Origin of the sequence: Aliivibrio sp. 1S128, from assembly GCF_001691065.1 — a bacterium.
In the GTDB taxonomy this organism is placed as follows: Bacteria; Pseudomonadota; Gammaproteobacteria; order Enterobacterales; family Vibrionaceae; genus Aliivibrio.
The window spans coordinates 1-798 of record NZ_MAJV01000103.1; the positions used below are offsets into that span (position 1 = coordinate 1).

Consider the following 798-nt stretch of genomic DNA (forward strand, 5'->3'; position numbering starts at 1 on the left):
GGCTTGAGGTCCCCTTTGTTCTTGCTTGCTCAAAGGCTAAGCTTCCATACGTTGTTGCCAACCCTATTCATGTAAGACGATTTGCTGGCGCTATTGGACAAATAGCCAAAACAGATAAATTAGACGCCCAATTAATTGCCTTATACGCTGAAAGAATTGAACCTCCACTATCAACTCTAAAGCCTGAAAACATAAGACTAATGAGTGACTTAGTCATTCGTAGAAATCAATTATTATCGATGCAAACCATGGAAAAGAATCGCCTTCAAATACTCCCGAAAGAACTAGCGATGACCATTAAACCAATATTGACAACCTTCAAAAATCAAATCCAAAAAATAGAAGAAAAAATCATTAAACTTATTGAATCTTGTGATGAATATAAGCATAAAAACGAAATCCTTCAGAGCGTTCCTGGCATAGGAAAAGTTGCTGCTGCATCGCTAATAAGTAATCTCCCTGAGCTTGGAAGTATTGGTAATAGAAAAGCGTCAGCTTTGGTTGGAGTAGCCCCTATGAATCGAGATAGTGGACGCTACAAGGGTCACCGAAAAATCAAAGGTGGTCGTAAGCAAGTACGGACGGTTCTCTATATGGCCATGATGTCAGCAATGCAATGTAACCCGGTTTTTAAGTCGACTTACAGTCGCCTCGTAGCTGAAGGGAAACCCAAAAAACTCGCTATTATTGCCTGTGTTAGAAAGATGGTTGTCATACTTAATTCAATGATACGAGATGGTGTCATGTGGAATGAAAACCACGCTAATAATTAGTTATTGACACCATAGTCGTTTGTTA

1 protein-coding gene is annotated in these 798 nt (G+C 39.3%); it reads left to right on the forward strand.

Annotation, left to right across the window (positions count from 1 at the left end):
- Positions 1 to 773: IS110 family transposase (locus A6E03_RS13585; protein ID WP_065601065.1), on the forward strand; the 773-nt coding region annotated here is incomplete at its 5' end.
- Positions 774 to 798 lie beyond the last annotated feature (25 nt).